This is a genomic window from Burkholderia sp. BKH01 (assembly GCF_025685725.1).
Taxonomy (GTDB): domain Bacteria; phylum Pseudomonadota; class Gammaproteobacteria; order Burkholderiales; family Burkholderiaceae; genus Burkholderia; species Burkholderia pyrrocinia_C.
The window spans coordinates 1-26,695 of the sequence record NZ_JAOTQT010000025.1 but is presented as its reverse complement, the minus strand read 5'-3'; the positions used below and the strand labels follow the sequence as shown (position 1 = coordinate 26,695).

Below are 26,695 nucleotides of genomic sequence, written 5' to 3'. Positions count from 1 at the left end.
GGAAATTTCCGACGCGGCAGGCGACGATGGCTGACAGGCGACACGGCTGGAAGCCGACCGGGCGGGGCGTCCGGGCACGGCAATGGCGGCAAGGGCCGGTACGACGGCGATGGTGGCCCGGGCCGGCAATCCGGCGGTTGCGCGACGAAGATCCTCTCGATATGGAAGAAGGCTTCCGCTGGCTCGACGATCCATCGTCCGCGCCGGGCACGCCCGCCCGGCCGGTGGCGCCGCCGCGACAGCGCGCAGCGCACACCGCGCCGCGCCGCGCGCCGGGCCGGTCACGTCATTTGGCCGATCGTCTTGCGGAACCGCATCAGCGACAGCAGGAACAGCGCGCATCCGATCGCGAACAGCACCGCGAACTGTATCCAGACCGCATCGAGGCCGGCACCGCGATACAGGATGCGCTGCGCGAGTTCGACGAAATGGGTGGTCGGCGCAGCCAGCATGACGTCCTGCACGGCCAGCGGCATGCTTTCGCGCGGCGTCAGCCCGCCCGACAGCAACTGCAGCGGCAGCAACACGAGCACGAGCAGCATCCCGAACTGCGGCATGCTGCGCACGAGCGTCGCGAGAAAGATCCCCATCGACGTCGTCGCGAACAGGTGCAGCGCCATCCCGACGACGAACAGCGGCACGGAGCCCGGAATCGGCACGTGCAACGCGCCGCCGACCACGAACATCAGCGATGCGACGGCCGCAACCGTGACGACGAGCCCCATCGACCAGACCTTCGCGAGCATGATTTCCGCCGCGGTCACCGGCATGACCAGCAGATGCTCGATCGTGCCGTGCTCGCGCTCTCGGATCAGTGCCGCCCCGGTCAGGATCATCGACAGCATCGTCACGTTGTTGATCAGTTCCATCAGCGCGCCGAACCATACCTCGTCGAGATTGGGGTTGAAGCGCATCCGCATCGCGAGATCGACGGGCGGCAGCGGCGTGCCGCGATAGCGCCGCACGAACGCGTCGATCTCGCCGGACACGATCTGCTGGACGTAGCCGCTGCCGGTGAATGCCTGGGTCATGCGCGTCGCATCGACGTTGAGCTGAATCGTCGCATGGCGGCCGGCCAGCACGTCGCGCTGGAAGTCCGGTGGAATGTCGAGCGAGAACGTGTAGTCGCCGTTGTCGAGACCGCGATCGGCCGCGACGGCGTCGATCATCGGCGGCGTTGCGAACTGCGGCGGGAAGAACGCCGCGGCGATGCGCGCCGACAGCGGCGACGCGTCCTCGTCGACGATCGCGATCGGCACTTTGTGCAGCGTTTCCGGGCGAGCGGTGGCGGCGACGTAGATCGACGCGCTGAACGTGTAGACGATGAGCGCGAGCAGGATCGGGTCGCGGGCGAGGCTCCAGAGTTCCTTGATGCCGAGCCGGTAAATGGCGAGCAGGCGCGACATGGTCAGCGCTCCTGTTTGCGCAGCAGGAGACCGGTCATGATCAGGATGACCGGTGCCGCCGCGAGCAGCGGCCAGAACTGCGACGACAGGTCGGCCAGCCCGAGCGCCTTGTTGTAGACGCCGCGGCTGATCGCGAGCATGTAGGTGGCCGGGTAGACCGTACCGACCCACTTGCCGCTGCCTTCGAGCGACGACAGTGGCGTGAGCAGGCCCGAGAACTGCACGACGGGGATCAGCGTGCCGATGATCGTCATGAAGATCGCGGCGATCTGGCTGCGGGTGAAGGTCGACGCGAACAGCCCGATGCCCGTGGCCACGACGTTGAATATCAGCACCGCGGCCGCCAGCGTCGCGAAACTTCCCTTGATCCGCACGCCGAACACGACGTCGGCCAGCACGACCATCAGCAGGAAATTCAGCATCGCCAGCATCACATAGGGCGCCTGCTTGCCGAGCAGGAATTCGGCCCGCGTGACCGGCGTCACGTACAGGTTGACGATCGACCCGAGCTCCCGTTCCCGCACGACCGCGAGCGCCGTGAGCATCGCGGGCAGCATCAGCAGCAGCATCGGCATGATCGCCGGGATCATCGCCGGCAGGCTCTTGACGTCCGGGTTGTAGCGATAGCGGACGGCGACGTCGACCGCGGGAACGAGCGACGCGCCGAGCCGGCGCTTCGCCTGATCGCGCAGCCAGTTCTCGTGCATGCCGGCGACATAGCCGCGGATCGTCTCCGCGCGCATCGGCATCGCGCCGTCGATCCATGCGCCGATCTCGACGCGCCGGCCGCGCGCGACATCGCGTGCGAACCCGGGCGGGATCTCGATCGCGAGCGACAGGTGGCCGTTGCGCATGCGGCGATCGATGTCGCGATCGTCCAGGAGCGCCGCGCGCGGCACGAAGTAGCGGGAGCCGGCGAGGTTCTGCGCATAGTCCTGGCTCAGGATCGACTGGTCGCGGTCGAGCACCGCGAACGTCAGGTTGTCGACGTCGAGACTGATGCCGATGCTGATCACGCACATCAGCACGAGCGAACCGAACAGCGCCAGCGTCGCGCGCAGCGGGTCGCGGCGCAGCTCCAGCACCTCGCGCCATAGATAACTGCCGGCACGCGCCGGGCTGAACCACGTGGCCCCGTGGCTTGTGCCGGCCGCCTCGGGCGGCGCGGCAAGCCAGCCGGCGTCGGACGGTGCCTCCGTCGACGCGCCGTCCGCTTGCTGCGCATCGGTCAGGTACCCGATGAACGCCTCCTCGAGCGTACTGGCGCCGCGCATGCGAACCAGTTCCGCGGGCGCGGCGCTCGCGAGCACGCGGCCCGCGTGCATCAGCGAGATGCGATCGCAGCGCTCGGCCTCGTTCATGAAGTGCGTCGAGATGAAGATCGTCACGCGATCGTGCCGCGCGAGCTCGATCATCAGTCGCCAGAAATCGTCCCGGGCGACGGGATCCACGCCCGACGTCGGCTCGTCGAGGATCAGCAGTTCGGGCTTGTGCACCATCGCCACCGCGAGGGACAGCCGCTGCCGCATGCCGAGCGGCAGCCGCTCGGGCAGCGAATCGAGCGCGTCGGCGAGCCCGAAGCGCTCGACCATTTCGGCAACCCGTCCGGATACCTCCGGTTCCGGTACGCCGAACAGGCGCGCATGCAGCACGAGGTTCTGCCGGACGGTCAGCTCGCCGTACAGCGAAAACCCTTGCGACATGTAGCCGACTCGCCGGCGGGTGTCGATGTCGTCCGCGGCGACCGGTCGGCCGAACAGCGTCGCGGTGCCTTCGGATGCCGGAAGCAGCCCCGTGAGCATCTTCATGGTCGTCGATTTGCCGCAGCCGTTGGAGCCGAGAAAACCGAAGATTTCGCCACGGCGGATCTGCAGGCTCACGTGATCGACCGCGACGAAATCGCCGAACCGCATCGTCAGCGCCTCGGCCTCGATCGCATAACCGGCGGAAGCATCGGGCTGAAAGGGCGCGATCCGGATCGGCTGGTGCCCGCGCCGGCGCGCGTCCGGGAGCAACGCGACGAACGCGGCTTCCAGCGTGTCGCAACCGGTATGCGCGAGCAATTCGCCGGGGCTGCCCGTCGCCAGCACGCGGCCGGCGTCCATCGCGATCAGCCAGTCGAAACGCCGGGCCTCGTCCATGTACGCGGTGGCGACCAGTACGCTCATCGCCGGGCGAGCGGCGCGAATGCGCCCGATCAGGTCCCAGAACTGCGCGCGCGAGAGCGGATCCACGCCGGTCGTCGGCTCGTCGAGGATCAGCAGGTCCGGATCGTGGATCAACGCGCAGCACAGGCCGAGCTTCTGCTTCATGCCGCCGGACAGTTTGCCGGCGGGACGGTCGAGGAACGGATGGAGGCCGGTGCTGCGCGTGAGCGCGTCGATGCGGCGGCGGCGCTCCGCCGCATCGTGGCCGAACAGTCTCGCGAAGAACTGCAGGTTTTCCTCGACCGACAGCGTCGCATACAGGTTCCGGCCCAGGCCTTGCGGCATGTACGCGATCCGCCGGCAGACGCGGTCGCGGTGACGCCGTGACGACAGATCCCCGTCGAGGGTCCAGACCTGACCCTGCTGGACCTCGCGCGCGCCGGAAGCGAGCGCGAGCAGGCTCGACTTGCCGACGCCGTCCGGCCCGATCAGCCCGACCATGCGGCCGGCCGGAATCTCGAGCGTCACGTCGTCGAGCGCGTACTTGCCGCCGTATCGCAACGACACGCCCGACAGCCGTACGACCGTGCCGGGTGCGCCCGCGACAGGCGCGCCTTCGGTCGATCCGGCGTCGACGCCGGCCGGCGACATCGATTTCATTGCGGCACCCTGATCGCGAGGCGCTCGGGCCATGCCATGTTCGGATCGGCCTTCAGCCACGCGACACCCGGCAGCCCGGTCTTGACGAGCTTCAGATGGCGCTGCAGCAGATCGCGGTCGATGCGCGCCTTCACGCGAAACATCAGCTTCTGCCGCTCGGTGGCCGTCTCGACCGTCTTCGGCGTGAACTGCGCGGTGCTCGACACGTACGACACACGTGCCGGAATCACGTATTCCGGCGCGGCGTCGAGCACGATCCGCACTTCGGCGCCGAGCGGCACTCGGCCGACGACCGTTTCGGGCAGGAAGAACGTCATATAGACGTCCGACAGGTCGACGACGTTGAGCACCTTGCCGCCTGCCGGCAGCACCTCGCCCGATTCGGCCACGCGATACTGGACGCGCCCGTCGCGCGGCGACGTCAGATCGCTGTCCGAGATGTCGGCCTGCACGCGCGCGACGGTCGCCTGCGCGGCCGTCACGGCGGAGCGCGCCGCGACCAGTTGCGCCTTGGTCGCATCGATCGCGGCCTGCGCGGCTTCCACCTGCGCGCGCGCGGCGCTCACGGTTGCCCGCAGGCTGCCGGCTCGTGCGCGATCGTCGTCAAGCTCCTGCAGCGACGACGCCCCGTCGCGCGACAGGGTTTCCGAACGGGCGAGCCGCCGCGTCGCCGCGTCGAGTTCGCTTTCCCGCTGCACGACCACGGCCGCCGCGGCAGCCTTGTCGCTGCGCCGCTGCGCGACCTGCGCGTCGACGCTCGCCGCGGTATTCACCGCCTGCTGCTCCCTGGCGCGCGCCTCGTCGAGCTGCGCCTGCAGCACGACGACGTCCATATGCGCGAGCGGCTGCCCGGCCTTCACGAAGTCGCCTTCGTCGACGAGCATCGCGGCGACGCGCCCCGGCAGCTTGGTCGCGACGTCGATCTCGGTCGCCTCGATACGGCCGTTGCCGCTCACCAGGCCGGCATCCGCGTGTCCGTCACGCCAGCGTGTCCACCCGTAGTACATCAGGCCGATCGCGAGCACGGCGGCGCCGGCACCGATCAGAAGAGGGCGCTTGATGGTTTTCATCGTGTGGAATCCGGATCGGTCGAAGTGTTGATCGGCGACGCGGCGGCCTCGTCGTCCTCATGCGTCGCGCCACCGAGCGCGCCGTACAGCGCGACGCGGCTCGACAGCAGCGCACGGCGCGCCATCACCCATTGCTGCTCCGCGGTCATCAGGTCCCGTTGCGCGTCGAGCACTTCGAGAAACCGTGTGGCGCCGCTGTCGTAGCGCAGCTTTGCCAGGCGCGCCCGTTCGGCCTGGGAGGCCAGCGTGGCGCGCTCGATGCGTACCTGGTCCGCCAGCCAGTAGCGGGACGCGAGCGCGTCGGACACGTCGCGGAACGCGCCTTGCAGCGTCTTTTCGTACTTCGCGAGCGCCTCGTCGCGCTGCGCGTGCGCAAGGGCGAGATTCGAACGATTTCGGCCGCCGTCGAAAAGCGGCAGCGTCACGGTCGGGACGATCGACCATACGCCGGCGCCGGACGACAGCAGATCATGCAGCGCGCTGCTGCCCGAGCCGATCGAGCTCGTCAATGCGATGCGGGGAAAGAATGCGGCGCGCGCCGCGCCGATGTTCGCGCGCGTCGCCTGCAGCTCGTGCTCGGCCGCGATCACGTCCGGACGGTTGGCGAGCAGCGACGAGGGCAGGCCGGGTGCGAGCGACGGCGTCACGGCGCCGTCGTCGAGCGCGAGCGGTGCGTCGGGCAGATCCGGTGGCCCGCCGACGAGCAGCGCAAGCGCATCGGCTGCCGACGCGCGTGCCCGCTGCAGCTGGACCCCGAGGGATTCCGCCTGCTGCAGCAGGATCTCCGATTGCGTCAGGTCGAGTCGCGAGATCGCGCCGGCCGCCTGGCGAAGCCGGAAAATCCGCAGCGATTCGCGCCGCGAGTCGATCGTCGCGCGGGTCAGCGCAATGCGTTCGTCGAGCTCGCACAGGGTCAGGTACGCGTCCGCGACCGCGGTGATCACGCTCAGCGTCGCGGCTCGCCGGGCCGCATCGCTCGCCAGGTAGCGCTGGAGCGCCGCGTCTTTCAGGTTGCGCACACGGCCCCAGAAATCGATCTCCCATTGCGTCTCGGCCAACCGAACCTCGTAGACCTGGCCGATCATCGGCGTCGGAGACAGGAAGCCGCCCGGTGTACGAAACCGTGCGTAGGCCGCGCCCGCATCGATCGACGGCCACTGGTCCGCGCGGCGGATGCCGTAGACGGCGCGTGCCTGCTCGACGCGCGCGACGGCCGCGCGCAGATCGCGATTGTCGGTCAGCGCCTGCGCGATCAGCGCGCGAAGACGCGCATCGACGAAGTACCGCTGCCACGCCGGCACCTGCGCCGCGGCGGTGGCCGGGGCGTTGGCGGAGGGATCCGGAAATGCGGCAGGAATCGGCGCGGCGGGGCGCTCGTCGGGCGGCGCAAGCGACAGGCATCCCGAAAGCAGTCCCGTGCCCGTTGTCAGCGCAACGAAACGCACGCACCGCGCAACGGCGATGTGGAAGTCAGCGGGAAGCGCGATGGCGCGCATGGAATGCCTCGGCGAATTCGGGAACACAGGATGGCGCCGCCTCATGGCGTCGCCGCTTCGGGTTCACTTATATCCGACGAGTGCGGTTCCCTCCCTTGATCTGTGTCACTTCGGCGGAGATGCGTTTCGAGCGGTGCTTCGCTTGACATCTGCGCCGGGCGTGTATCAAACCCACGGGGCGCGTCGTACGCCGGGCTCGAGCAAACCGCTGGGGGAGAAGTGCAAAGCGTCGACGCCGCCGCCAATCCACCGCCGACCGCTTGCAGGCTCCCCGTTCTTCTCCGTTGCCGCACCCTGGTTTCCCCTTGACATGAGTCAACCGACACCAGCGATTCGGTACCTACTATCGTCATTGGAATCGGTGGGCGCCACGATCCGCTCGCCGCACTCGCGAGGTCGGCGTTGCGTCCGTGCCGGCATACCCCGCTTGCCTGTCGAGCGATGCCGTCGATATCCGGTTTGCTTCGATCCTGGTCTCATCGATCGATATAAGTAGGACTCCAATTTTTCCTGATTGGACCGCGGTTTGTTACCGACGCGTTTCCCGTTCGCATTGACGAAAACGCATCGGCCGGTTGCGCTGCCCGCAGCCGGGAAGAGCGCCCGTTACGGTGCGACGTCGCAGCGATCCAGTCGCGTTCCGTGGCCAGGCCAAGTCAACGCATTCGGAGAACTGGTATGAGCCAACCTGTAGTCGAAAAACCGCCGGTCGACGGCAAGCAGCCGTCGAAGCCGGCGGCAGGCGGCCCGGAAACGCGCAAGCTCGGCCTGCTGCTGCTGAGCGGCATCGTCGTCGGCTCGATGATCGGCGGCGGTGCCTTCAACCTTCCGCAGAACATGGCCGCGGGCGCCGGCCTGGGCGCCATTGCGATCGCATGGGCCATCACGCTCGTCGGCATGTTCTTCATGGCCAACGCGTTCCGCACGCTGGCGGACCAGCGTCCCGACCTGACCGCCGGCATCTATTCCTATGCACGAGAAGGTTTCGGCAAGTTCGCCGGCTTCGAGATGGCGTGGGGGTATTGGCTCAGTTCCGCATTCGGCAACGTCGCGTTCGCGGTGCTGATCATGCAGACGCTGGGATATTTCTTTCCGGTGCTCGACGGCAAGAACTGGCAGTCGATCGTGGGCGGTTCGCTGTTGATCTGGGTATTGCACTTCATGGTGCTCTCCGGCGTGAAGCGGGTGGCGATCCTCAACACGATGGCGAGCGTCGTCAACATCGTCACGCTGTCGATCGCGATCGTCGTGATCGCGCTGTTCTTCCAGAAAGGGCACTTCTCGTTCGACGTCTGGGGGCAGCAGCAACACCTGGGCAGCACGCTCGCGCAGATCAAGAGCACGATGCTGGTCACGCTGTGGGTGTTCATCGGCATCGAGGGCGCCGTGGTCGTGTCCGATCGGGCGCGCAACCAGCACGAAGTGGGTACCGCGACGTTCATCGGGCTCGCGGTCTGCACGACGCTCTACTTCCTGCTTTCGGCGCTGCCGTTCAGCGTCATGTCCCAGCACCAGCTGGCCGGCCTGCAGAATCCGTCCTCCGCGTATGTGCTGGAGCAGCTCGTCGGGCACTGGGGCGCGATCTTCATCGTCGTCGCGTTGCTGTTTTCGGTACTGAGCTGCTGGCTCGCGTGGACGGTGCTCGTCGCCGAACTGCCTTATGCGGCTGCCAAGGACAACATTTTCCCGCGCTTTCTGTCCCGCGAGAACCGGCATCACGCGGCCGCGCCGTCGTTATGGCTGTCGAGCGCGGTGATGCAGGTCATGATGTTCGTCGTGCTGTTCGCGCATGACGCGTGGATATGGCTCATCAGCGTGGCCGGGGTCATGATCCTGCCGCCGTATCTCGCTAGCACCGGCTTTCTGTGGAAGTGCGCCACGCAAAAGAGCTTTCACGAGCGGGCGGGCGAGGGCAAGCGCGCGTCGATCTGGACCGGCGTGCTGGGCACCGTCTATGCGGCCTGGCTGCTCTATGCGGCCGGCCCGACCTATCTGCTGATGTCGACCATCTTCTTCGTGGTCGGCATCCCGGTGTTCTGGTATGCGCAGCGCGAGAAGGACCCGCAGTCGAACGTGTTTACCGCTCGCGAACGCGTGGTGGCGGTCGTGCTGCTTGCGGTCGCGGTGTGCGCGGTCGTGCTGTTCGCAACGGGCATCGTGTCGGTCGGCTGATGCGCGCGCCCGCCGGCTTCCGGGTCTCGACAGCGCGATCCGGAACCTCGACGGCGGGCATGGACGCGACGGCCACATGCGACTCCCGACCGCCGTCGCGATCGAACCACTCCTTCAGGATCAAGGACAATCAAACCATGACTTTGGGCGTTCACTCCGAAGCCGGCAAGCTGCGCACCGTGATGGTGTGCGCGCCGGGCCTCGCTCATCGGCGGCTCACGCCGGCCAACTGCGGCTCCTTGCTGTTCGACGACGTGCTGTGGGTCGACAAGGCGATCGAGGATCACCAGACCTTCGTGCGCGTGCTGCGCGAACGGGACGTGGAAGTGCTGGAATTCCAGCACCTGCTGGCCGAAGTCTGCCTCGATACCAACGCGCGGGACTGGATCCTCGATCGCCGCATCACCGAGGAGGAGGTCGGCACCGGCATGTTGCGCGAGCTGCGGTTGTGGCTCGAAACGATGCCGGCGCAGCGGCTTGCCGACGCACTGATCGGCGGCGTCGCGAAATCGGAGCTGCCGTTCGACGCGCGCGGCCTGTTCGGCGGCTATCTGGAGCGGTCCGACTTCGTGATTCCGCCGCTCGTGAACCTGATCTTTCAGCGCGATCCGAGCGCCTGGATCTATGGCGGCGTGACGTTGCATCCGATGTTCTGGCCGGCGCGACGCAAGGAAACGCTGCTGCTCGCCGCGGTCTATGCATTCCATCCGCGTTTTGCAGGCCAGGTTCGCACCTGGTGGGGCAATCCCGACGTCGACCACGGCGCCCAGACGCTCGAGGGCGGCGACGTGATGGCGATCGGTAACGGCGTGGTGCTGATCGGCATGGGCGAGCGTTCGAGCCCGCAAGCCGTGACGCAGGTGGCGCGCGCACTGTTTGCCGGCCATGGCGCGAAGCGCGTGATCGCCTGCCAGTTGCCGAAGTCGCGCGCGTCGATGCATCTGGACACGGTGTTCTCGTTCCTCGACGCGGACTTCGTCAGCATTTATCCGGACGTGGCCGACGAGATCCGCTGCACGAGCCTGTACCCCGGCGACGCGCTCGGGCAGGTGCGCTACGAGCGCCACGACGGCCGGTTCCTGGAAGTCGTGGCCAATGCGCTCGGCGTCGGCTCGCTGCGCGTGCTGACGACGGGGGGCGACCGCTACGAGAGCGAACGCGAGCAATGGGACGACGGCAATAACGTGCTCGCGCTGGATCGCCGCGTCGTGCTCGCGTACGACCGCAACACCTACACGAATCGCAAGATGCGCCAGGCCGGCGTCGAAGTCATCGAGCTGCCGGGCGGCGAACTCGGCCGCGGGCGCGGCGGCAGCCATTGCCTCAGCTGCCCGGTGGCTCGCGATCCGATCGCGCTCTGACCGCGCATTCGACCGCGCATTCGACCGCGCATTCGACCGATATCGACAGACGGAATCTCATCATGTTCAACGTACACAACCGCAGCTACCTGACGCTGATCGACTACACGCCGCGCCAGATCCGCTATCTCCTCGACCTGTCCCGCGACCTGAAGCGGGCGAAATATGCGGGAACCGAGCAGCCGCGCCTGACCGGCAAGAACATCGCGCTGATCTTCGAGAAGACCTCCACGCGCACGCGCTGCGCGTTCGAGGTTGCCGCGCACGACCAGGGCGCGCACGTCACCTATATCGACCCGACCGGCTCGCAGATCGGCCACAAGGAATCGATGAAGGATACGGCGCGCGTGCTGGGCCGCATGTACGATGCGATCGAGTATCGCGGCTTCGGCCAGGCCGTCGTCGAGGAACTCGCGCAGTATGCGGGCGTGCCCGTCTACAACGGGCTGACCGACGAATTCCATCCGACCCAGATGCTGGCCGACGTGCTGACCATGCACGAACACAGCGACAAGCCGCTGCACGAGATCGCGTATTGCTATATCGGCGACGCGCACAACAATACCGGCAATTCGCTGATGATCGTCGGCGCGAAGCTCGGCATGGACGTGCGCCTGTGCGCGCCGCGGCATCTGTGGCCGCATGACGAGCTGATCGCGCAATGCCGCGAGATCGCCGCGAAAACCGGCGCCCGGCTCACGCTGACCGAGCAGCCCGCGGAGGCCGTGAAAGGCGCGGACTTCATTTATACGGACGTGTGGGTGTCGATGGGCGAGCCCGAGGAGACCTGGGTCGAACGCATCCGCACGCTGCTGCCCTACCAGGTGAACGCCGCGCTCCTGGCGGCAGCCGGCAACCCGCGCGTGAAGTTCATGCATTGCCTGCCGGCGTTTCATGACGCTCATACGGTAGTGGGCAAGCAGCTCGCGGATCGCTTCGGCTTGACCGACGGCGTGGAGGTGACCGACGAGGTATTCGAGTCGGACGCGTCCATCGTCTTCGAGCAGGCCGAGAACCGGCTGCATACGATCAAGGCCGTGCTGGTCGCGACGCTGGCGAGCTAGGGGGAGGGGAACCGATGCGTATCGTGGTCGCCCTGGGTGGCAACGCGCTGCTGCGACGCGGCGAGGCGATGACCGCCGCCGCGCAGCAGGAAAACGTGAGACTGGCTGCCGCCCAGCTCGCGGGCATCGCGCACGGCAACGAACTCGTGATCGTGCACGGCAACGGCCCGCAGGTCGGCATGCTCGCGGCATTGTCCGGGCAGGCGTCGGTTGCCGAACGTTTCCCGCTCGACGTGCTCGACGCCGAGACCGAAGGCATGATCGGTTACCTGATCGAACTCGAATTGCGCAACCGGCTGTCTGCATCGCGCCCCTGCGCGACGCTGCTGACGATGGTCGAGGTCAGCGCGTCCGATGCCGCCTTCGACCGGCCCGACAAGCCGGTCGGCCCGGTGCTGACGCAGACGGCTGCGACCGAAGCGGCGCGTTCGAACGGGTGGACGATCGTCGCCGACGGCAGCGTTTATCGTCGTGCCGTGCCGAGCCCTCGACCGCTGCGTTTTCTGGAGATCGAACCGGTGCGCGCGCTGCTCGCGACCCGGACTATCGTGATCTGCGCGGGTGGAGGCGGCATTCCCGTCGTGAAAGCGAACGACGGTCGGCACCTGGGAATCGAGGCGGTGATCGACAAGGACCGCAGTGCGGCGCTCCTCGCGCACGAACTCGACGCAGACCTGTTCGTGATCGCAACCGACGTGGCGGGCGTTTTCCTCGACTGGGGCACGCCCGACGCACGCATGGTCCGGCGCACGTCGCCGGAAGCGCTCGCGGCGCTGCAGTTCGCGGCTGGATCCATGGGGCCCAAGGTCGAGGCAGTCTGCGACTTTGCACGGACAACCGGGCGACGCGCGGTTATCGGCGCGCTCTCGGATATCGCGCGGCTTGTCGACGACACGGCGGGCACCTCGGTCCTGGCTAGTCAGGCCAGCATGCTCGTGGAGCGATGAGGCCACGCGCGACGCCGGTTGCCAACGTGCGGAGCCGAGCATGGCCGACGACGGAGCGACGAACAGGTGCTCCGATTCCGTCTGGCGCGTATCAGTGAAGAACTGAAGAATCCGAACAGCGGTACGCGCGTTCATTCGATCACACGGATAAGTGCCTGCATCGGGTGAAGTTCGTCCATGCGTTGCGACTCGCTTGCCGGCGTGCCGCAAAACGTATTCGAGGACGGGCGCATATTTGGCGGCTGGCGCTTGCCGTAGCGACGCCGGTTGTCCGGCCGCGTGCGGTGATGTCCGTCGGTTGATGCACATCAACGAGGCAGTGCCGCCGCCATGGAAGATAGACGTACGAGTACGAAATCAAGTATTGCGAGCGCACCACACTGATGAACCGGCTCTCGCCATCAATCGGCGCAATCAACAGGAGCTGAACATGGGAATCTGGATGCAAATCGCTTACTTCGGCTTCGCCGGGTCGACTCAGTTGGAAGCGGAAGCGAGCATCCAGCTGATGCGCCTCGAGCAGTTCAGTCCGAAACTGGCGGGCTGCCATCTGGCGATCGAGGCCATGGGCGCGTCGACTCGCCAGCCGAGGTATGACGTACGACTCGATCTGATCACGCACAACGGGGAATTCCGTCCCGTTCCGCATATGACGGGCACGGACCCCATGGACGCGTTGGAGCGGGCATTCGACCTTGCCGAGCGGCAACTCGGCACGACCGCGGCCACTGGAAGCCACGAGAACCGTCACTGACACGTCCCGCGCATCGGGCGCGCTTCGCCGTGGACCGGTGCACCGGGCCGCGGCGGTTTGCAACGATTCGCCAGGCGCGAGCCGCTCCGCCGCGGCGCTGGTGCCGGCGCAGTCGGCAGCCTTGGCCCGGCTAGCTTTCCTCGTCGCCCGTGAATACCTCGTGTTCCGGCGTCTCCGCCGTATCGTCGACCCACTGCACCCGCCATGTGCCTGTCACTGGCGCCTGCATGGCGTCGCGCAGCCAGCGCGCGCAGCCGGCCTGGCCTTCGAACGGCCCGGACGGTGCATCGAGATCGAGATCGTCGAGCCAGCATAGGGTGCCGGCGTTGTCGGGCCCCGTCATCAGGGTGGCGCTGCCTTCGCGAACGAGTGTCCCCCACGCGGGCAGGTCCATTCCGGCATGACCTTCGCGCGACCAGCGTCGCGTGGCCGTGTCGATCCAGAGAATGGCATAGGCCGTCGGGTTGTCGCAGGCGAAAGTATCGAGATGCAGGGTGATCCGCACAATGGGCTCCGAATCGATGAAGGAGGGCGGTCGCCGTCACCGGCGGTCGCGGCTTTTACTGGCTCAGGACCCGGCGAATCGGCGTATGCGCGTCCTAGGAGGACAGCGGGCCGCCGTGCTCGGCGGGCGGCGGCATCGCGGCGTCGCCCCGGTGCGCACGGCCGCCCGGTCTCGGCCTGTCGTTGGAGCGGTAGTCGTCGCGCGCGTGTCCGGCAAGTAGTCCGACTCAGTCTATGCGTGGCCCCGAACCGGCGATTGATGCAGGTCAAATGCGGGAACGCGCTCGCCGACCGGTTCTTCGCGATCTGGCGCGCGGCCGGACTGGAATCGCCTGGGATGGAAAGTCGGGCAGGGTTTGAAGAACGGCCGCCGGGGAAGAATGCCGACTACGGCTACGGCCGGTGAAAAACCTCGCTGGCGGCGCTCGGGTACGCCGGCAGGCGCAAGCGCCAGCCGCCGGCTGTCAGATGTCGTCCTGGTCGTCGAACAGCTTGTGCTGAATCGCATAGCGCACGAGCGCCGCATCGTGCGGCATCTGCATCTTGTCGAGGATCCGTGCCTTGTAGGTGCTCACGGTCTTCGTGCTCACGCTTAGGGCCTGAGCGATCTCGGTAATCGTCTCGCCGGCGGCGATCCGCCGGAACACGTCGAATTCGCGGTCGGACAGGCGCTGATGCGGCAGCGAATCGGCGGGCTCGTTGAGGCTCTGCGCGAACTGCTCGGCCATCGCGAGGCTCACGTAGACGCCGCCCGACGCCACCTTGGCAACGGCGCCGACCAGCTCGGCGCTGGCGCTTTCCTTGGTCATGTACCCCGATGCGCCGGCGCGGAACGCGCGCGCCGCATATTGCTGTTCCGCGTGCATCGTCAGCACCAGCACGCGCAGCGCGGGCTTTTCATCCTTGATCTGCTTGATCAGCTCGATACCGTTGCGGCCCGGCATCGACAGATCCAGCACCAGTACATGCGCTTCGGTCGAGCGAGCGAGCGCGACGGTCGTGACGCTGTCCCACGCCTCGCCCGCGACCTCGAAGCCGCTGGCGCTCCGCAGGATGTGCCGCAGGCCGTCGCGCACGAGCGCATGATCGTCCGCGATGAGTACCTTGATCATGGCAGCGTGGCTCCTTGTTACGCCGCCTGAAGCGGCAACGCGCCCGCGTTCGTGAAACGGTCGGGCGCTTGCGCAACCGTCGACACGTCCATCGTGAGCGCCGTGAGTGGCTGGCCGAGATCGTCGTGCAACGCTCGGGCAATCCGGGGGTTTTCCGCATCGCGAACGCTCCGCAGGTTCGCGGACGGATCACGCAGCGCCTCGCGTGACTGCTTCCGTGCGTGTTCGCTGCGCACGCGCCCGGTGACGTCGTGCAGCGTCACAGTGTACAGCCTGCGCGCGCCGTCGACCGCTCGGGCAAGCGCCGCGTCGATCGCGGCCATCGCCGCCATGCCGGACACGCCGCGCCGCGCGCTGCCTGCGACGCCCTCCGGCAGCACCCCGCGGTGCGCTTGACATGTGTCAAGCGCACCGGTCGGCGGGGCAATACAGTCGAAACCAGGGGCGCGTGCTGGTGGCGCGCGCAACCGCTCGTGGCGCGACTGCCCCGGGCCGGATCATTCAATCGAGGTCGAGCGGGGCCGCGCGGCGTATCCGAGCGCGCAACCCGCGACCGGACGGGGCGTGGGCGATGAAACAGGGATGGTTGGCGATGGGCGTGCTGTTGACGTTGGGCGCATGCGCCAGCGACGAGCGAATGGCCACGTTCAGGCAAAGCGAAACGCAGCTGCTAACGTTGCGGCAGGCGGCGTCGTTACCGTGTGCGACGCAAGCGGCATGCGATAGTGCCTGGCAACTCACCCGGCGCTATATCGAGAACCGTTCGTCCACCCCCGTCACCCGGTTCGACGCGGATGCGATCGAAACGGCTCAATCTCACATGGCAGGCGATGTGTACCTCTGGGCGTCGCGCGCGGCGTCGAGCGGAGGAGGCTGGGTGATCCGCATCAAGGCGATGTGCAAGGGCATGTACAGCAGCGACGGCGGCCCCGGCTGGCGATACGACGCGTGCGCGGCGCAGATCCGCGAGATCGAGAGCGGCTTCCGGTCGTTCGCCGACCCGAAGTCCGACCCGAAAGGGGCGCGCATCCCGCCCGGATAGCACGGCCGGGCCACGACATGCGCCGGCGGCTGTCCGGCCGTCATCGCATCGATACGCGCCGATGCCGGCAGGCAGGCGATTCGTCCGTGCACGCGTCGGCCGGATAACGACGGGGCGCGCGGCCGCGGTTCGCGGTCGGCCCCGGGCCGTGGCCGCCTCCCGGCGGATACGCGCGGCTCACGGCATCGGGTTCCGGCTTCCCGGCGTCGCGGGCCAGCGCCAGTCGCGGATTTCCGGCAGGTCGTCGCCGTACCGGTCCACATGGCGTCGATGCTCGACCAGCCTGTCGCGCAGGTACTGCCTGAAATGCGCGCCCGACCGCACGTGTTCGCCCGCGTGATCGAGCACGGCCTCGCACAGATGGAACCGGTCGACCCGGTTGAGGACCGTCATGTCGAACGGCGTCGTGGTCGTTCCTTCCTCGATGAAACCGTGCACATGGAAATTCGCGTGATTCGTGCGGCGATAGGTCAGCCGGTGAATCAGGGTGGGGTAGCTGTGATGCGCGAATATCACCGGCCGGTCGGTCGTGAACATCGCGTCGAAATCCGCGTCGCTCAGCCCGTGCGGATGAACGTCGGCGGGCTCCAGCGTCATCAGGTCGACGACGTTGACGACCCGGACGCGCAACGCCGGCAGATGGGTACGCAGCAGATCGACGGCCGCGAGCGTCTCGAGCGTCGGCACGTCGCCCGCGCAGGCCATCACGACATCCGGCTCGCCGTCGCTGCTCGCCCACTCCCAGATGCCCGCGCCGGTGCTGCAATGCCGGATCGCGGCATCCAGGTCGAGCCATTGCGGCGCCGGCTGCTTGCCGGCGACGATCACGTTGATCCGGTTCCAGGTGCGCAGCGCATGATCCGTGACGACCAGCAGCGTGTTCGCGTCGGGCGGCAAATAGACGCGCACCGTGTCGGCCTTCTTGTTGACCGCGAAATCGATGAAACCCGGGTCCTGGTGGCTGAAGCCGTTGTGGTCCTGCCGCCAGACGTGCGATGTCAGCAGGTAGTTGAGCGACGGCAGCGGCCGCCGCCAGCGGATTTCCCGGCAGGCCTTCAGCCATTTCGCATGCTGGTTGAACATCGAATCGACGATATGAATGAACGCCTCGTAGCACGACATCAGCCCGTGTCGCCCAGTGAGCAGATAGCCTTCGAGCCAGCCCTGGCAGGTGTGCTCGCTGAGCATTTCCATGACCCGGCCGTCGGGCGCGAGCTGGACGTCGTCCGGATCGGTTTCGGCCATCCAGGTGCGCGCGGTGACGTCGAATAGCGCCGACAGGCGGTTGGATTCCGTTTCGTCGGGGCCGAACACGCGAAACGTCCGGTCGACCAGATTCGCGGACATCACGTCACGCAGGAAGCCGCCCATCACGCGCGTGGCCTGCGCGTCGACCTGCCCGGGCGCGGGCACCGCCACCGCGTGGCGGGTGAAATCCGGCATCCGCAACTCGCGCGCTTCGCCGCCGCCGTTCGCCACCGGATTCGCGCTCATCCTGCGCGATCCGGCCGGCGACAGCGACCGGATCGCCTCGCACGGACGCCCGTCCGCGTCGAACAGTTCGTCGGGGCGATAGCTGCTCAGCCAGGTTTCCAGCAACTGCAGGTGTCCCGGTTGTTTCAGGTCGGCGATCGGCACCTGATGCGAACGGAAGTGCCCCTCCGTTTTCAGGCCGTCGACGCGCTTCGGGCCGGTCCAGCCCTTGGGCGTGCGCAGCACGATCATCGGCCAGCGAGGGCGGTCGAGCTCGCGTCCGCCGCGCGCCCGGTTCTGGATGTCGCGAATGTCGTCCAGCGCGTCGTCGAGCGCGGCCGCCATGCGCTGGTGCATGGCCATCGGCTCGTCGCCCGAGACGAACAGCGGCCGATAGCCATAGCCGGTCAGCAGGCTCTCCAGCTCGTCCTGTCCGATGCGGCTGAGGATCGACGGACTCGCGATCTTGTAGCCGTTCAAATGCAGGATGGGCAGCACCGCGCCGTCCGAGGCCGGATTGAGGAACTTGTTCGAATGCCAGGCGGTGGCGAGCGGGCCGGTTTCCGCCTCGCCGTCGCCCACGACGCACGCGACGATCAGCCCGGGATGATCGAAAGCCGCGCCGAACGCATGCGACAGCGAGTAGCCCAGTTCGCCGCCTTCGTGAATGGAGCCCGGCGTCTGCGGCGCGACGTGGCTCGGTACGCCGCCGGGGAAGCTGAACTGGCGGAACAGCGCCGCCATGCCCTCGGCGTTTTGCGACACGTTCGGATAGGTGTCGCTGTACACCCCTTCGAGCCATGCGTTGGCAAGCACGCCGGGGCCGCCGTGGCCCGGCCCGGCGATGAACAGCATGTCCAGGTCGCGTGCGTTGATCACCCGGTTCAGATGCGCGTAGATGAAGTTCAGCCCCGGCGTCGTGCCCCAGTGGCCGAGCAGACGAGGCTTGACGTGCGCGATCTGCAGCGGCTCGCGAAGGAGCGGATTGTCGAGCAGATAGATCTGCCCGACCGACAGATAGTTGGCGGCCCGCCACCACGCGTTCATGCGATGCAGCAGTGCGTCTGAAAGCGGGGCGGGGGAGGCCAGGTCGGCTTGGGTCATGCAACGCTCCTGAAAGCGGCCGTGCCGCATGGAAGACAGCGCGATTCGCGGTGAATCGATCAGCGTCCACCGTACGGTGAGTCGCCGCGCGGCGCTTGATCGTCATCAAGCCGGTGCAACGGCGACAGGCGAATTCGTCATACGGCTTGCCGGTCTTGCTCGGTTCAACGCGTCGGCGCAACGCCGGCCGTGATCGACTCGGATCAAGCGGGGAAGGCCGGCGCCGTCCCCGGCAACGAACAGGCGCGCGGGCGCTTCGCCGCGTCTCCGGCGGCGCGCACCCGCTCCGCGTGCAACGCGGCCAGCAGCGGCCGCCAGTATCCCGCCGACTGGAACCGATCGATCGGCACCTCCGTGTCGAAGGAAAGCGAGATCGCCGCTTCGTCCGGCGTCAACGGCTCGGCGTCGCGCCACTGCGCGTCCAGCACCGCCGGCCCCGCATCGGACACGTCGTTTCCGGCCAGCCAGCGCCGCTTGACGCGTTCCGCCATGCAGGCCCGGCCGACGCGGAAATCGAGGATGAACACCGGTACGCCAAGCGCCCCGGCAAGCGCGACGAGGCGCGCCCGGCGGGCGTGGGCCAGGAAGGTGGCGTCGACGATCGTCGGGTAGCCGGCCTGCAGCGTGGTTTCCGCGATCGCGCGCAGCCGGTCGTATTGGGCGTCGATCGCGCGCGCCGCATAAGCACCGTCGGACAATGCGCCGCGCTCGACGGGAGCGAGCGGATGCGCGCGTTTGCGCTCGCTGTCGCTCGACACGCGGACCGCGCCGATCAGATCGGCCAGCGCGCGGCTTGCGACGGATTTGCCGGAGCCGGACGCGCCGTGGCACAGCAGCAGATACGGCGGCGGCCGGTTTGCGACGCGCGCGGCGAGCGCGATGTAACGTCCAGCCGCGCGCAGGTCGTCGTTGTGCGCCGGTGTGCGCCGTGCGCCGCCCGAACCGGCGCGCAGCACGGCCACCTGCGCGCGCACCAGCGCGCGATAGCCGACGTACAGCGGCAGCGCCGCGAGGCCGGCGAAATCGCCGGTCGCCTCCAGCCAGCGATTGAGCAGGCGACGGGCGAGATCGGCGCGGCCGTGCGCGCACAGATCCATCGCCAGGAATGCCAGATCGTTGACGACGTCGATCCAGCGGAGCGCGTCGCTGAATTCGATGCAGTCGAACATCAACACGTCGGTGCCCCGGCGAACCAGATTGCCGAGGTGCAGGTCGCCATGGCAGGCGCGCACGAAGCCGTCCGCGCGGCGCGCGTCGAGATGACGGGCGAGTGCCGTGCAGCTGTGTCGGTAGCTGCCCCGCAGCGCGGCCGGCAGGGCCATGGGCCCGACCGCGAGCGGCGCGAGCACGGCGTCGAGTTGCGCATGCAGCAAGGCCGCGCTGCCGAACGCGGCGGACGGCACGTCCTTGCTGGCGCGTGCATGAAAACTCGCGAGCCGGTCCGCGGCGCGGTCGATATCCGCGTTCGTGAGCGCCCCCGCCGCAAGCAGGCGGGAAAACAGCGCGGCCTGGTCGAAACGGCGCATCTTCACCAGATAGTCGATGGCCGCCACCGCACGCGTATCGCAGCCGGCAAGCCGGCAACCGCGCCGCGTGCGTTCGAGCGGCATGACGGCCAGATAGAGTTCGCGCGCCAGCGGCCGGTTCAGAACCAGCTCGGCGGCGCAACTGCGGCGCCGCGCGGCGAGGGATCTGAAGTCGGCGAACCCGAGGTCGAGCGGCTTGAGCCGCTTGTAGGCGAAACGTCCGGCCAGGTAGACCACCGAGAGATGCGTCTCGATTCGTTCGATCCGGCCGGCGGGGTGCGGGTAGGCGGACGCGCGCCGCAGCGCCATGTCGATCCGCCGCGCGTGACGGCGGGCGGCCCGCAGCTGGATCTGCTTTCGCACCGGGCCCAAACGGCGGGGGATCACGGCAAGCGACATGATTTCCCTGGGATCCGACAATGAATCGCGCATGGCGGGCGTCCGGACGCCGGATGCGGCCGCCGCCCCGGTTCGGGCGCGCCGCCGTGTCCGCGCGAGTCCGTGGGCGAGCGCGCCGGCGCCGGTGCGATTCCGGCGGGTTTCGCGCCTAGTCATCGCCGGCCCCGAACATGCGGGTCGCGTCGTCGTAGGTGTAGAGCCCCGACGCGCGGCCCCAGTCGATGACGGTTCGCAGCGTATCCGCGGCGTCCTGCCGGTTCAGGTGATCTTCCAGTTCGAGCTCGAAACGCTCGCGCGGCGCCCGGTGCCCGTCTCGCTCGTCGAGGATTGCCCGGATGTGGCTGGCAAGCGGGACGAAATGCTCGAGATGCTCGCGCAACAGCCGCTTGCGGTCAGCCGCATGTCCCTGCGCATAGACCCGGCCGGCCGCGGTCAGCCGTATCGCTCCGTCGTGCAGTTCCGCGAACGCCAGCAGATGCAGCGCGGCGGCGGCGGGCAGCAGTTCGTTCACCTTGAGCAGCGGCCCGGCGATCTTCGACAGTTCGGTGTAGCCGTTGGTCGAGCCGACGGCGAGCGTCTCGATGAAGCCGTCGATGCGGTGGCTCGACACCATCGGCAGCCGCTGCGTGAAATCGGGCAGCCCCTTGCGCTGCGCATCGAGCGATTCGACGAGCCGCGCGGTCAGGATCGCGTAGATTTCGTTGGCGAGCGCCTGGAACTGGCTGTCGAGACGCTGGCGCGGATGCGGCAGCGGAATCTCGAGTTCGGCGACGATCTGGCCGGGGTGCGCACCCAGCACGAGCACGCGGTCGCACATCTGGACCGCTTCCTCGATGTTGTGCGTGACGAGCAATACCGCCTTGGTCGGCAACTGCCGCGCGGCCCAGAGATCCAGGAAATCCAGGCGCAGCGTGTCGGCGGTCAGCACGTCGAGCGCCGAGAACGGCTCGTCCATCAACAGCAGCGCCGGTTCGCCGACCAGCGCGCGCGCAAACCCGACGCGTTGCCGCATGCCGCCCGAGAGTTCGCGTGGAAAGGCGGATTCGAAGCCGTCGAGACCGATCAGCTCGATGACCGACAACGCGCGCTGGCGAACGACGTCGCGCGGCAAGCCGCTCGCGTCCAGTCCCAGCTCGACGTTGTCCAGCACAGTCAGCCACGGGTAGAGCGCGAACGTCTGGAACACGACCCCGATCCCTTCCGCGGGGCCCGCGAGCGGCGCGCCGCGATAACGGACCTGGCCGGACGAGGGCTTGATGAGGCCGCCCGCGATGCGCAGCAGCGTGGATTTGCCGGACCCCGACCGCCCCAGCAAGCCAAGAATCTCGCCTTCGCGCAGCGTCAGGTCGACGCCGGCCAGTACCGGCAGAGGTGCGCCCGAGGGCTTGGCGAACGACATGCAGATATCGTGCAGTTCGATCACGGGCGGCGCTTCGCGAATTGCCGGCGCGGCGTCGGGCTGGATGGAAGCAGGCGTAAGCTCGGACATGGGCGGACTCAATCCAGTCGGGCGCGGCGTTCCGCATACACATAGAGCGGACGCCACAGCAGGCGGTTGGTGGCGATCACCAGGATCGACATCATCGTGATGCCGAGCGCGATACGCAGGTAGTCGCCCGCAACGGTCATGTGTGCGATATAGGCGCCGAGCCCGCCTCCGTCGAGCGTGGTCGGCCCCCAGTTGACTGCTTCCGACACGATGCTGGCGTTCCACGCGCCACCCGATGCCGTGATCGCACCCGTGACGTAATAGGGAAAAATGCCGGGGAGCACCACCTTGCGCCACCACGCATGCGGTCGCAGGCGCAAGCTCGCGGCGGCTTCCCGCAGATCGTTCGGCAGCGCGGTCGTGCCCGCGATCACGTTGAACAGGATGTACCACTGCGTGCCCAGGATCATGAGCGGGCTCAACCAGATCTTCGGCGCGAGGCCGAAGCGCACGATCAGGAACACCGCCATCGGAAACAGCAGGTTGGCGGGAAATGCCGCGAGAAACTGCGCAATCGGCTGTACGCGCTCCGTCATCCTTGGCCGCAGTCCGATCAGCACCCCGAGCGGCACCCAGACGATCGACGCGATCGCAATCAGCACGACGACCCGCGCCAAGGTCAGCAGGCCGTCGTGCGCGACGACGGCGACATCGCTCCACATCAGGCGCGGCACGGCGACGCGCAGCAAGACCGAGACCAGCCAGGCGAGGCCGGCGGCGCACGAGGCCAGCCAGATCGCGTCGCCCGCGCGCCGGGACAACGGCAGACGCGGCGCGAGCGCATGCCGCGGCAACGCGAGGCGCGCGTGCGCGGCCCGCTGCAGGATCGAGCCGAGCGGCGCGCTTGCCCGCCGAATCAGGCTGGAGCGCCGCAGCAGATCGAGCACCCAGCTGTGCGGCGCGCTTCGGCTGGCCGTCTGCTCGAAGCGGAACTTGTCGGCCCAGGCGACCATCGGCCGAAACAGCAACTGGTCGTAGAGCACGATGGCGACGGTCATCGCGAGAATCGCATAGCCGACCGCGTGGAGATCGCGCTGCTCGATCGCCCGCGCGACATACGAGCCGACGCCCGGCAGCGCGATCTGCAGGTTGCCGACCGAAATCGCTTCGGAGGCAACCACGAAGAACCAGCCGCCCGACATCGACATCATCGTGTTCCAGATCAGGCCGGGCATCGCGAACGGCACTTCGAGCCGCCAGAATCGTTGCCATGCCGACAGCCGCAGGCTGCGGCTCGCTTCGTCCAGATCGTGCGGCACCATCCGCAGCGACTGGTAGAAACTGAAAGCCATGTTCCATGCCTGGCTCGTGAAGATCGCGAAAATCGCCGCCAGTTCGGCACCGAACAGATTGCCGGGAAACAGCGACACGAAAAACACCACCGTAAACGACAGGTAACCGAGAATCGGCACCGATTGCAGGACGTCGAGCAGCGGTATCAGCACCATTTCCGCGCGGCGGCTCTTCGCGGCGAGCGTCGCGTAGGTGAAGGTGAAACACAGCGACGCGAACAGCGCGGCCAGCATGCGCATCACCGTGCGCAGCGTGTATCCCGGCAATGCGTCGGGCGCCAGCGTGACGCTCGCGTGCTGCGCGATCGCGAGAGGGCCGACCATCTGCCGCGCGCCGGCGCCGACGAGCACCACCAGGCCGAGCACCAGCAGGACGGCAAGCGGGTCGCGCCAGTCGGGCGCGCGCGGGTACCAGTGTCCGCCGTGCAGGATGTCCGCATGGTGCTCCAAAGTGGCTCCCTCCGTTCCGTGTCGTCACATCGTCGGCCACGCTGGCCGGCGGGCCGTTGACATGGGTCAAGCATGGCCTGGGCCGCTCGGGACGGCCGACGGCGCGGGGGGCCGGATCGGGTCCGTCGCGACATCGGCGGGCGCGTTGAGATGGATCAATCCCCGTTGCAGGATCGCTGAATACGCTGCGAAGGAGGGTGCGTGAACGCGCGCGGACGACGCGTTCGCACCGCCGTGCCGCGCCATGCCGGAATTCGCGGCACGGAGCGCCGCCTCGGCCAGGCTGCAGCGACGCATGCGCCGACCGGTCCATCGCTCTTACCGCCAGATCTTTCTCATGGAATACAAAGACTATTACGAAGTGCTGGGCCTGGCGCGCGACGCGACTCAGGACGACATCAAGCGGGCGTATCGCAAGCTCGCGCGCAAATATCACCCCGACGTCAGCAAGCATCAGGACGCCGAAGCGAATTTCAAGGAACTCGGGCAGGCCTACGAGGTGTTGAAGGACCCCGAGAAGCGGGCTGCCTACGACAGACTCGGCGCCGGATGGCATGGCGGCGAGGCATTTCGCCCGGAGCCGAACTGGGACGAAGGGTTCGAATTCAGCGGAACCGGTGCGCCGCCCGACTTCGACGACTATCTGGCGTCGATCTTCGCCGCCGGGCGCGCCAGGCAGGATCGGCCGCTCAACGCCGGGCGCGATCACCATGCGAAGCTCGTCATCGATCTGGAAGACGCGTATCGCGGCGCGCAGCGCGCCATTTCGCTGAGCGTGCCGGGCGTCGACCCGCAGGGTCACGTGCGGCTGCAACCGCGGACGCTGAATGTCGCCATCCCGAAAGGCATCCGGGCCGGACAGTTCATCCGGTTGGCGGGACAGGGCGGTGCAGCGCATGGCGGCGGCGCGCCCGGCGACCTGTATCTCGAGATCGTGTTTCGCAACCATCCGCGGTTTCAGGTGGACGACCGGGATGTGACGGTCGATCTCCCGGTCGCGCCGTGGGAAGCGGCACTCGGCGCAACCGTCACGACGCCGACGCCCGACGGCGAGGTCGCGGTGACCGTGCCCGGGAATTCGCCATCAGGAAGACGGCTGCGATTGAAAGGCAAGGGGATTCCGGGCGATCCGCCCGGCAACCTGTACGTGAAGCTGAATATCGTGCTGCCGCCCGCCGACAGCGAGCGGAGCAAGGCCGCCTACGACACCATGCGCCAGTCGTTCGATTTCGACCCGCGCGCGCACTATTACGGGTGATGCATCATGAAAGAATCCGAAACCGCCTGCCTGCAAGGACAGGTCATCGACGAGTGCGTCGAACTGACGTTCGTCGAGCTGTGCCGGATGAGCGGCGCGTCCGAGGAGGAAGTGACGCTGTGGGTCGCGGAGGGCGCGCTCGATCCAATCGGCGCCGGTCCACGAGAGTGGCGTTTCAGCGGCGCGGTGCTGCGCCGCGTCGCGATCGCGCAGCGCCTGTCCCGGGACCTGATGATCAACCCGCCCGGTATTGCGCTCGCGCTCGATCTGCTCGACGAGATCGATGCGCTGCGCGCTCGCACCCGGGCTGCCCCGGCGACGCATCGGGATTCGGGGCCGCCTGCGGGCCCCGCCTGATTCGACTGCACGACGGGAGAGATTGATCACGGGGGTGGCCATGACGAAGCGCGGCCGCCACAATTGCGATCCGAGGAGAATTGATCATGGGAAACGACCTTCGCAAGGGGGCACGAGCGGAAGAATCGCAGCGCGTATGGGAGGGTGGCGACGACGTCGACCTTCGGCAGTATGTGCGACGCGTCTACAACTATATGGCCGGGGGCCTGGCGCTGACGGGCGCCATTGCCTACATCGGCGCGTCGACGGGGTTTTACCGCTCGATTGTCGGAACGCCCGTTTTCTGGGTCGTGCTGCTCGCACCGCTGGCGCTGGTCATGTTCCTGAGCTTCCGCATCGAGCACATCAGTTTCGGCGCGGCGCAGATCAGTTTCTGGGCCTACGCCGCGCTGGTCGGGCTCTCCCTTTCCGGCATCTTCCTCGTGTATACGGGCGAGAGCATTGCGCGCGTATTCTTCATCAGCGCAGCCACCTTCGGCGCGACGAGCCTCTATGGCTACTCGACACGGGCCGATCTCTCGCGCTTCGGCTCCTTTCTGTTCATGGGGCTGATCGGCATCATCATCGCAGGGGTCGTGAATCTCTTCCTGGCTTCCTCGGCGCTGCAGTTCGTCGTTTCAGTGATCGGCGTGCTCGTGTTCACGGGACTCACCGCATACGACACGCAACGCATCAAGCGCCTCTACATAGCGGGCGAAGAGGGCGAGATCGTCGGCAAGAAGGCGATCCTGGGAGCGCTTGCGCTCTATCTCGACTTTCTCAACCTCTTCCTGATGCTGATGCGGCTCCTCGGCAACCGCCGCAGCTAGGCGAACGGTTGCGGATCGGGACCGGGAGCGCCGCGGCAAGCCGGCGGGATCACCGCCGGTGCGAGCAGGGGCAGATTCCTGTCCAACCCGCGCGCTTGTGACAGGAATTTACGCCAACCGTGTTCGCCCTCGACAAACGCATTCTCAATAGCGGCTCTGATCTTTCACCAGCAGCCCGTCGGGCTTCCATCTTCCGGAGTCGAGTGTCCCCAAAAGCATCGTGCGTGCGGGAGGCCCCTCCGGATCGTTGTAATGAACGACGCTATGCTGGATGCCCGTAATGACGATCACATGACCCGGTTCATCCAGAAAATGACCCGCAGCCCAGATCGGACCGGAGTCCGTCAGTACCGCGGCGAGCCACTCCGGGGTGATCTTGTCGGGCTGATCAAGCGGCACGAGTCCTTCAGCGGCGCATAACTCGAGGATCCTTGCCTCGGGGAGCCCCTGGTCCGCCTGCCACAGCTTCGGAATGCCCCGGCGCGGTCCAGGGCGAAAGTAGTACGAAACCATGCACGCCGCGGCATACCAGCACGCGTTTTTCACCTCTTTGGAACCTGACTTGGTCATCTTCACGCCGCGCTGATCGACCAGTCCCACGTTTAGTCTGACGTCTACCATTTCGGGTCTCGAAGCATGATGGATCTATAAGACTAGGAAGAGTCGGGCTCGGCGACAACCATTTCTTCAGATCAAGCACACCGACCGGACCACCGCGATATCGCGGTTTGCAACCGTGGCCGACCTCGGCCCAAATCCACTACAGCCTGGATTACCTTCAGACGATCGAGTTCTCGCATGTT

The 26,695-nt window shown here is 67.3% G+C and carries 22 protein-coding genes; 10 read left to right on the top strand and 12 right to left on the bottom strand.

Annotation, left to right across the window (positions count from 1 at the left end):
* Positions 1-281: 281 nt before the first annotated feature.
* The 4 genes from OEJ37_RS27635 to OEJ37_RS27620 are packed head-to-tail and all read right to left on the bottom strand — an operon-like array spanning position 282 to position 6,779.
* Entirely contained in the window at positions 282-1,406 is a 1,125-nt protein-coding gene (locus OEJ37_RS27635; protein ID WP_263347503.1) for an ABC transporter permease, read from the bottom strand.
* Between the two features lie 2 nt (positions 1,407-1,408).
* Positions 1,409-4,213 carry a ribosome-associated ATPase/putative transporter RbbA gene (gene rbbA / locus OEJ37_RS27630; protein ID WP_263347501.1) on the bottom strand — a complete coding sequence of 935 codons (2,805 nt, stop codon included), beginning with the start codon at positions 4,211-4,213 and terminating at the stop codon, positions 1,409-1,411.
* Positions 4,210-5,283 (bottom strand): HlyD family secretion protein, encoded by a 1,074-nt coding sequence (locus OEJ37_RS27625; RefSeq protein ID WP_174418892.1) that lies wholly within the window; start codon positions 5,281-5,283, stop codon positions 4,210-4,212. Before OEJ37_RS27625 ends, rbbA begins: the two co-directional genes overlap by 4 nt.
* A complete protein-coding gene (locus OEJ37_RS27620) occupies positions 5,280-6,779 on the bottom strand; it encodes an efflux transporter outer membrane subunit (protein ID WP_263347496.1) in 1,500 nt (499 codons plus the stop codon). The genes OEJ37_RS27625 and OEJ37_RS27620 overlap by 4 nt, the downstream gene beginning before the upstream one ends.
* Positions 6,780-7,457: 678 nt before the next feature.
* Between OEJ37_RS27620 and OEJ37_RS27615 the strand changes: the two genes are divergently transcribed.
* The 5 genes from OEJ37_RS27615 to OEJ37_RS27595 all read left to right on the top strand — a co-directional run bounded on the left by OEJ37_RS27615 (position 7,458) and on the right by OEJ37_RS27595 (position 13,077).
* A complete protein-coding gene (locus tag OEJ37_RS27615; RefSeq protein ID WP_263347493.1) occupies positions 7,458-8,951 on the top strand; it encodes a basic amino acid/polyamine antiporter in 1,494 nt (497 codons plus the stop codon).
* Positions 8,952-9,088: 137 nt separating this feature from the next.
* Positions 9,089-10,312, top strand: coding sequence for an arginine deiminase (locus OEJ37_RS27610; RefSeq protein ID WP_175920528.1), 1,224 nt, complete (start codon positions 9,089-9,091; stop codon positions 10,310-10,312).
* Positions 10,313-10,371: 59 nt separating this feature from the next.
* Positions 10,372-11,376, top strand: coding sequence for an ornithine carbamoyltransferase (locus OEJ37_RS27605; RefSeq protein WP_174418962.1), 1,005 nt, complete (start codon positions 10,372-10,374; stop codon positions 11,374-11,376).
* Between the two features lie 14 nt (positions 11,377-11,390).
* A complete protein-coding gene (locus OEJ37_RS27600) occupies positions 11,391-12,323 on the top strand; it encodes a carbamate kinase (RefSeq protein ID WP_263347489.1) in 933 nt (310 codons plus the stop codon).
* Between the two features lie 442 nt (positions 12,324-12,765).
* Complete coding sequence (locus OEJ37_RS27595) at positions 12,766-13,077, top strand: hypothetical protein (protein ID WP_263347668.1); 312 nt, start codon at positions 12,766-12,768, stop codon at positions 13,075-13,077.
* Positions 13,078-13,207: 130 nt separating this feature from the next.
* Here the strand turns inward: OEJ37_RS27595 and OEJ37_RS27590 are convergent, their stop codons facing one another.
* Positions 13,208-13,582, bottom strand: coding sequence for a DUF3564 family protein (locus OEJ37_RS27590; RefSeq protein ID WP_175920530.1), 375 nt, complete (start codon positions 13,580-13,582; stop codon positions 13,208-13,210).
* A gap of 255 nt (positions 13,583-13,837) precedes the next feature.
* On the opposite strand from OEJ37_RS27590, the gene OEJ37_RS27580 reads away from it, so the two are divergent.
* A complete protein-coding gene (locus OEJ37_RS27580) occupies positions 13,838-13,987 on the top strand; it encodes a hypothetical protein (RefSeq protein ID WP_174418887.1) in 150 nt (49 codons plus the stop codon).
* 58 nt (positions 13,988-14,045) lie between these two features.
* Here OEJ37_RS27580 and OEJ37_RS27575 read toward each other — a convergent pair whose 3' ends face one another.
* Together OEJ37_RS27575 and OEJ37_RS27570 are read right to left on the bottom strand one after the other, a co-directional pair.
* The gene (locus OEJ37_RS27575) at positions 14,046-14,693 is read right to left on the bottom strand and encodes a response regulator transcription factor (protein ID WP_174418886.1); all 648 of its coding nucleotides are present in this window, start codon (positions 14,691-14,693) and stop codon (positions 14,046-14,048) included.
* 17 nt (positions 14,694-14,710) lie between these two features.
* Complete coding sequence (locus tag OEJ37_RS27570) at positions 14,711-15,025, bottom strand: histidine kinase (protein WP_254624583.1); 315 nt, start codon at positions 15,023-15,025, stop codon at positions 14,711-14,713.
* A 239-nt stretch (positions 15,026-15,264) separates the two neighbouring features.
* On the opposite strand from OEJ37_RS27570, the gene OEJ37_RS27565 reads away from it, so the two are divergent.
* Positions 15,265-15,735, top strand: coding sequence for a hypothetical protein (locus OEJ37_RS27565; protein WP_263347486.1), 471 nt, complete (start codon positions 15,265-15,267; stop codon positions 15,733-15,735).
* A 177-nt stretch (positions 15,736-15,912) separates the two neighbouring features.
* Here the strand turns inward: OEJ37_RS27565 and OEJ37_RS27560 are convergent, their stop codons facing one another.
* The 4 genes from OEJ37_RS27560 to OEJ37_RS27545 form a co-directional block, all read right to left on the bottom strand.
* On the bottom strand, positions 15,913-18,312 hold the full coding sequence (locus OEJ37_RS27560) for a phosphoketolase (RefSeq protein WP_263347484.1): 2,400 nt from the start codon (positions 18,310-18,312) through the stop codon (positions 15,913-15,915).
* 203 nt (positions 18,313-18,515) lie between these two features.
* Positions 18,516-20,237, bottom strand: a complete 1,722-nt coding sequence (locus OEJ37_RS27555) for a bifunctional aminoglycoside phosphotransferase/ATP-binding protein (RefSeq protein ID WP_263347665.1) — start codon at positions 20,235-20,237, stop codon at positions 18,516-18,518.
* Positions 20,238-20,385: 148 nt separating this feature from the next.
* Positions 20,386-21,726 (bottom strand): nitrate/sulfonate/bicarbonate ABC transporter ATP-binding protein, encoded by a 1,341-nt coding sequence (locus tag OEJ37_RS27550; RefSeq protein WP_411859292.1) that lies wholly within the window; start codon positions 21,724-21,726, stop codon positions 20,386-20,388.
* 8 nt (positions 21,727-21,734) lie between these two features.
* On the bottom strand, positions 21,735-23,468 hold the full coding sequence (locus tag OEJ37_RS27545) for an ABC transporter permease (protein WP_263347481.1): 1,734 nt from the start codon (positions 23,466-23,468) through the stop codon (positions 21,735-21,737).
* A gap of 337 nt (positions 23,469-23,805) precedes the next feature.
* Here OEJ37_RS27545 and OEJ37_RS27540 point away from each other — a divergent pair, with 337 nt between their 5' ends.
* The 3 genes from OEJ37_RS27540 to OEJ37_RS27530 all read left to right on the top strand — a co-directional run bounded on the left by OEJ37_RS27540 (position 23,806) and on the right by OEJ37_RS27530 (position 25,892).
* A complete protein-coding gene (locus OEJ37_RS27540; RefSeq protein ID WP_263347659.1) occupies positions 23,806-24,726 on the top strand; it encodes a DnaJ C-terminal domain-containing protein in 921 nt (306 codons plus the stop codon).
* Positions 24,727-24,732: 6 nt separating this feature from the next.
* A complete protein-coding gene (locus tag OEJ37_RS27535) occupies positions 24,733-25,083 on the top strand; it encodes a chaperone modulator CbpM (RefSeq protein WP_263347477.1) in 351 nt (116 codons plus the stop codon).
* 86 nt (positions 25,084-25,169) lie between these two features.
* Positions 25,170-25,892 (top strand): Bax inhibitor-1/YccA family protein, encoded by a 723-nt coding sequence (locus tag OEJ37_RS27530; RefSeq protein WP_263347474.1) that lies wholly within the window; start codon positions 25,170-25,172, stop codon positions 25,890-25,892.
* 144 nt (positions 25,893-26,036) lie between these two features.
* Here the strand turns inward: OEJ37_RS27530 and OEJ37_RS27525 are convergent, their stop codons facing one another.
* Positions 26,037-26,513 (bottom strand): papain-like cysteine protease family protein, encoded by a 477-nt coding sequence (locus tag OEJ37_RS27525; RefSeq protein WP_254624582.1) that lies wholly within the window; start codon positions 26,511-26,513, stop codon positions 26,037-26,039.
* Positions 26,514-26,695: the final 182 nt, after the last annotated feature.